General features: G+C 67.9%; 3 protein-coding genes. All 3 read right to left on the reverse strand.

Annotation, left to right across the window (positions count from 1 at the left end):
* Positions 1 to 1,229: 1,229 nt before the first annotated feature.
* The 3 genes from xdhC to xdhA are packed head-to-tail and all read right to left on the reverse strand — an operon-like array spanning position 1,230 to position 5,989.
* Complete coding sequence (gene xdhC, locus ACLP25_RS14245) at positions 1,230 to 2,192, reverse strand: xanthine dehydrogenase accessory protein XdhC (protein ID WP_442469841.1); 963 nt, start codon at positions 2,190 to 2,192, stop codon at positions 1,230 to 1,232.
* 7 nt (positions 2,193 to 2,199) lie between these two features.
* Positions 2,200 to 4,518: a xanthine dehydrogenase molybdopterin binding subunit gene (xdhB, locus tag ACLP25_RS14250; protein ID WP_442469842.1), complete on the reverse strand. Its 2,319-nt coding sequence runs from the start codon at positions 4,516 to 4,518 to the stop codon at positions 2,200 to 2,202.
* On the reverse strand, positions 4,505 to 5,989 hold the full coding sequence (gene xdhA / locus ACLP25_RS14255; RefSeq protein ID WP_442469843.1) for a xanthine dehydrogenase small subunit: 1,485 nt from the start codon (positions 5,987 to 5,989) through the stop codon (positions 4,505 to 4,507). Before xdhA ends, xdhB begins: the two co-directional genes overlap by 14 nt.
* Positions 5,990 to 6,208: the final 219 nt, after the last annotated feature.

Genomic DNA, 6,208 nt, shown 5'->3' on the forward strand with positions numbered 1-6,208 from the left:
TGTCAAAGGATTTCGAGGCGACAATCGAATCCTCACTCGCATGGCTCCAATTGGCCCTCGCTTTCCTCCTTATGCGAAGGATTGCGCGGAAAAACGAAGCCGTTTGAATTTCGAGTCGGGCTCTGAGAGGGGCCTTGCCGCGAAGCGCGTCCGAGGCGCTAACGGTCATACCGAGTGAAGCGACAGCGACCGTCCCTCAAGGCTCGGGCGTCCCCCAAGGCTCGGGTTGCCGGTTGACCAAATTCACAAACGGAGAATATCAGCCGGAATACGTGACCCTTTGTGGTCCGCCATAATAACCGCGCGTCGAGAACAACGCATCGAGGAAGCAACGACTCTTGATTTCAGGCGCCGACCCTTCTTCGGCGCCTGTACGCTTAAGGGGCGGGACGGCGCCGAACGAGTCGATCGACGCTGAAGAGACAGCCTAACGGTCGGTTCAATCGCCGCTAAAGCACGATGAAATGGGGTCGCGACGGTCAAACCCTCACCCGGGCCTTCGACCATTGCTCCGGCCTTCGCGGGTCGCGACGAGGTCATCGCCAGCGCCGCCCGGACCCGCCGGTTTTGGCCTTGATCCTGGCCGGGGTCACGCCGCCTCGCGCCCCAGTCCTCGCGAGCGTCAAAGTGATCCGGGAGCCGGAGCAAGCTTGGCGCTCGACGGTCCCTTGTTTTGGGCGGAGAAAAGCGCCGGCGCCCTGCACTCGCGTGAAAGGCGATGATGCGACTTTTGGTTGCAGAAAAACAGAAACACCGGTATGATTCCTTCGTGCGAGTTTCAGATGAAGCGCACGCGGATCGACGCCGTCCTTAAACGGGACGCGGCCGTTTGCCCAGCGATGGGCCGCATGACGAAGAAAATTCGCGCGAAAGGATTTTTTCGCAAACTCGAGTGTAACGTGTTGAAAGATCACGATTCACGGGTGAATAAGAGAGTCAAATCCAGCGCTGAACGCGCGTCGAACGCATGCCGAGCGCATGCCGAACGCGCGCCGAATACGCGCCGAATGGCGCCCGACTGCGCCGCGCTCCGCGGACGCGCGAGGAAATCCAAATCTCTCGCGCCGACGGCATCCAGGCGACCGGCTCTTTTGGCCTCCCTGGGTGCAATCGTCGCCGTCGCCCGTCGACAGCCGGACGCTTTGGCACCCTGCGGATGGCCGGTTTAACCTGAAGACATCATGTAAAGCGCGTTTGCCGATCATCGGCGCCGTTCCTGTCCACCGGCTCTATACCGCCCTGTTCGCCGACGTCCGCTCCGACACCATCAGAAGCTGCGCCGCGGTCGAGGCGGCGATAACGGCGGGGTCTTTGCCTTCGATGCCGGGAACGCCGATCGGGCAGACGAGGTTGGCGAGCATCGAATCGGTAAGGCCCGCGTCGCGCATCTGGCGCAGGAAGCGGGCGCGCTTGGTCGCGGAGCCGATCAGGCCGACGTAGCCGAACCGCTCGGCCTTGAGCGCCGCCGCGACGATGTCGAGGTCGATCGCGTGCGAGTGGGTCATCACCACGATCAGCGCGCCCTCCGGCGCCTCGGCGAGCTGTGCGGCTGGCTCGGGGGCGTGAAACAGCGCAACATTGGCCGGGGCGCGCGCCGGAAAGGCGTCGCGGCGCGAGTCGATCCAGCGCACGACGAAGGGCAGAGGCGCGAGCGCGAGCGCCACCGCGCGCCCTACGTGCCCTGCCCCGAACAGATAGACAGCGCCGGCGCTTTCGCCGAGCGGCTCGGTCCATTCCCGCCCGTCGGGGAGGCTCTCGGTCAGGCGCCCTCCGGGACGGTCGCGATCGATCCTGCGCTCGACCCGACCGTCGCCGCCGACGCGGGCGGTCACGGTCTTCACGCCCTCGGTTTCAGCCGCCGCCAGCAAGCCAATGTCGGCGGCGTCCTGCCGGTCGAAGACCTCGATGCGCCAGTCGACCCGGCCGCCGCAGCACTGCGCAAGCTCGGGGCCGAGCGCGAGAGACCGCCTCGCCGCCTGGCCACGCCCGGCCTTGAGCGCCGTGAGCGCCGCCTCGAGCGCGACCCATTCGAGCGCGCCGCCGCCGATCGTGCCGTGAAAGCCGCCGGACGGCCGGACCACCATGCGCGCCCCGGCCTCGCGCGGGCTCGAGCCCTGAACCCGCGCAAGCGTCACCAGCGCCGCCGACCCTTCGGCTTCGATCGCTTCGAGGAGGCGTCGGAAGGCCTGCATCACGCCCTCAGCGCGCCCCGTCGAGCGAGGCGATCGCGTTGAGAATCGATTCAGGCGTGCAGGGCGCCTCGAGCCGGGGGTGGCCTCTCGGGTTCGTCGCGTGCACGGCGTCGAGAATGGCCGAATAAACAGAGATCGCGAGCATGAGCGGCGGCTCGCCGACCGCCTTCGAGCGGTAGATGCTGGGCGTCGGGTTGGCGCGTGTGTGGAGTTTCGTGTTGAAGACCGGCGGAACGTCGGAGGCGACCGGGATCTTGTAGGTCGCGGGCGCATGGGTGGTCAGCCTTCCCTTGGAATCGTGGACGAGTTCCTCCGTCGTCAGCCAGCCCATGCCCTGGATGAAGCCGCCCTCGACTTGCCCGATGTCGAGCGCCGGATTGATCGAGGCGCCGACGTCGTGCAGGAGATCAGCGCGCAAGACGCGCATCTCGCCGGTCAGCGTATCGATCGCGACCTCCGAGCAGGCCGCGCCATAGGCGAAATAGTAGAACGGCCGACCGGTCGCCTTGGCGCGGTCCCAATGGATTTCCGGCGTCTTGTAATGGCCGGCGTGGGAGAGCTGCACCCGCGCGTGGCGGCAGGCCTTGGCGAGCGCGGAAAACTCCATCGAATGATTGCCCGAGACCGCGCAGGCGTCGCGAAACTCAACGGTTTCCGTCGGTACGCCCCACAGCTCGGCGGCGTAGGCCGCCATGCGGCCCTTGATCTCGCCCGCCGCGATCTTCGCCGCCATGCCGTTGAGGTCCGTGCCCGAGGAGGCGGCGGTCGGCGAGGCGTTGGCGACCTTGGCCGTGTTGGTCGCGGTGATGCGGACGAAATGGATCGGCACGCCGAATTCTTCGGCGACGATCTGGGCGACCTTGGTGAACAGGCCCTGCCCCATCTCGGTGCCGCCGTGATTGAGATGGATCGAGCCGTCGGAATAGACGTGGACGAGCGCGCCGGCCTGGTTCATCGGGATCAGGGTGAACGAGATGCCGAACATCACCGGCGTCAGCGCGATCCCGCGCTTGATATAAGGGCTCGTCGCGTTGAAGGCGGCGATGCGGGCGCGGCGGGCGCGATAGTCGCTGGTTCGCTCGAGCTCCTCGATCATCGCCGGCTGCGTCTCGAAATCCTCGGCGGCCTGCCCGTAGGGCGTGCGGTCGAGACCGGCGCGGAGCAGGTTCGCCTTGCAGACGTCGAGCGGATCGATCCCGCGCTCGCGTGCGATCGCGTCCATGACGCGCTCGATCGCGATCATGCCCTGCGGCCCGCCGAAGCCGCGGAAGGCGGTGTTCGACACCGTGTTGGTCTTCAGCCGCCGCGTGCCGATGGCGACGTCCGGCAGCCAGTAGCCGTTGCCGGCGTGGAACATCGCGCGGTCGACGACGCCGGGCGACAGGTCGGCCGAGCAGCCGCAGCGCGCGTTCAGCATCACGTCGTAGCCGGCGACGACGCCATGGTCGTCGTAGCCGACCCGCCAATCGGCGCGGAAATCGTGCCGCTTGCCGGTCAGCGCGAAATCATCGTCGCGGTCGAGCCGGACCTTGCACGGCCGGCCGGTCAGTTTCGCGGCGACGGCCGCCATCGCCGCCCAGGTGCAGGCCTGACTCTCCTTGCCGCCGAAGCCGCCGCCCATGCGGCGGGTCTCGACAGTGACGAAGGCGTCCGGCACGCCGAGGACGCGCGCCACGATGTGTTGCGTCTCGGTCGGGTCCTGGCTCGAGGCGTAAACGGTCATCTCGTCGACCTCGCCGGGGATGGCGAAGGAGGCCTGGCCCTCGAGATAGAAATGCTCCTGCCCGCCGATGACGAACTGTCCCTCCAGGCGGTGCGGCGCGGCCGCGATCGTCGCTTTGGCGTCGCCTCTGCCGAAGGCATAGTCGTCTTGCACGCGCGCGCCGGTTTTCAGCGCGTCGGCGATGGTGACGGACGGCGGGCGCGCCTCGATTTCCATTTTGCCGAGGCGCGCGGCGCGTCGCGCTTCGTCGCGCGTTCGGGCGACGACGGCGAAGACGGCCTGCCCGTGGAACATCACCTCCCGTTCGACGAGCAGCGGCTCGTCGGCGAACACGGGCGCGATGTCGTTCTTGCCCGGAACGTCCGCCGCCGCGATCACCGCCACGACGCCGGGCGCCGCCTTGACCGCCGATAGGTCAAGGGTCTTCAGTTCGCCCGCCGCCACGTCAGCCATGCCGATGGCGACATGCAGCGTCCCTTCGGGCTCGCGGATGTCGTCGACGTAATTCGCCGAACCCTGGACATGCAGGCGGGCGGAATCGTGGGGCAGCGGCTTGTGAACAGCGGCGGTCGGGGCGCCTTCGAGGACGTCACTCTGCGGCATGGAGCGCTCCAATCCGGGTCGGGGCGGCGGCGCCGGCGATTTCGATCAGCGTCTTCCGCAGCACGCTGCGCGCGGCCGCCACGCGATAGGCGGCCGTCGCCCGCTGGTCGGTCAAGGGCGTGAAGTCGGAGGCGAGCGCAGCAAGCGCGGCAGCCCAGGTTTCCGGTTCGTCGAGGCTCGCGCCGGCAAGCGCGCGCTCGGCGTTCGCCGCCCGCTTCGGCGTCGCCGCCATGCCGCCGTAGGCGATCCGCGCGCCCGCGATCCGTCGGCCCTCGAGGTCGATGCGGGCGCCGAGCATCACGGCCGAAATGTCCTCGTCGAGCCGTTTCGAGATCTTGAAGGCGCGATAATGCTGGCCCTCTCGGAGTTGCGGAACCTCGACCGCCAGTACGAACTCGCCGGGCGCCCGGTCCTGCTTGCCATAGGCGATGAAGAAGTCCTCGAGCGGCAGGGTGCGCGTCGCCGCGCCCTTGCGCAGCACGACCCGGCCGCCGAGCGCGATCAGCGCCGGCGCGAGATCGCCGATCGGCGAGCCGTTGGCGATGTTGCCGCCAACCGTGCCGCTCGTCCGCACCTGGACAGAGCCGAAGCGGCGCATCAGCTCGCCCAGATCGGGATGAATTCTCGCCAGAAGCGGCGCGGTCTCGAGAAGAGCGACGCCTGCGCCGAGCGATAGCGCGCCGTCCGCCGCCTTGCCGACCGCGTCGAGGCCGGCAACCCGGCCGAGCCAGATGACGCGCGCGATGTCGCGCAGCTGCTTGGTGATCCACAAGCCCACGTCGGTCGCGCCGGCCACGAGCGTGGCGTCGGGGAAGCGCGCGCTCAGCGCCGCGAGCGAATCGAGGCTGGCCGGCGCGGCGAAGAAGCGCGTCTCGTCGCCGACGAACAGATCCCTGCCATCGGCGAGCGCGGCGAGCGCGGCGGTGCGCTCGTCGGCCGTCGCCGCGAATCGATCGGCCGCCGCCCCGTCGCAGGCCGCGAGACCCGCCGCCAGGATCGGCCGATAGCCGGTGCAGCGACAGAGGTTGCCCGCGAGTTGATCGTTGAGGCTCGCCGGCGTGGCGGGCGCCCCGGAGTGATAGGCGGCGAACAGGCTCATGACGATACCCGGCGTGCAGAAGCCGCACTGGGACCCATGCAGGTCGACCATCGCCTGCTGAACCGGGTGAAGGACTTCGCCGTCGGCGAGGTCCTCAATCGTGATGAGCTCCGCGCCGTCGAGTTGCCCGACGAGCAGAATGCAGGCGTTGACCGCGTCGTAGCGCAGCGGGCCGTCCTTGAGGCGCGCCAGAACGACCGTGCAGGCGCCGCAGTCGCCTTCGCCGCAGCCCTCCTTCGTCCCCTTGGCGAGCGCGTCCTCGCGCAGCCAGTCGAGCACGGTCGCGCGCGGCGAAAAACGGTCGAGCGCGACGTCGCGACCGCGGAACCGGAAGTGCAACGCGCCGCGTGTATCGATCGGTTTTCCCGTCAAAATGGCCGCCTATTGCTGGAGTCGGCGCATGATGAAGGTTTTGCCGGCGAAACGGAAGTGCGACGCGAGTCACCGCCGCCGGAGCCGATATGCGGTAATCTCCATGCGGCTGCAGGAAAGCGGGACGTGATTCATCCATCCTAATTTTACCCCAGGGGAATCGCATTTGGAAAGATTTGAGGGAATTTGCGGGTCTTGCGGGTCTGCGGTTTGATCGAT

This window comes from Roseiarcus sp., from assembly GCF_052145395.1.
Taxonomy (GTDB): domain Bacteria; phylum Pseudomonadota; class Alphaproteobacteria; order Rhizobiales; family Beijerinckiaceae; genus Roseiarcus.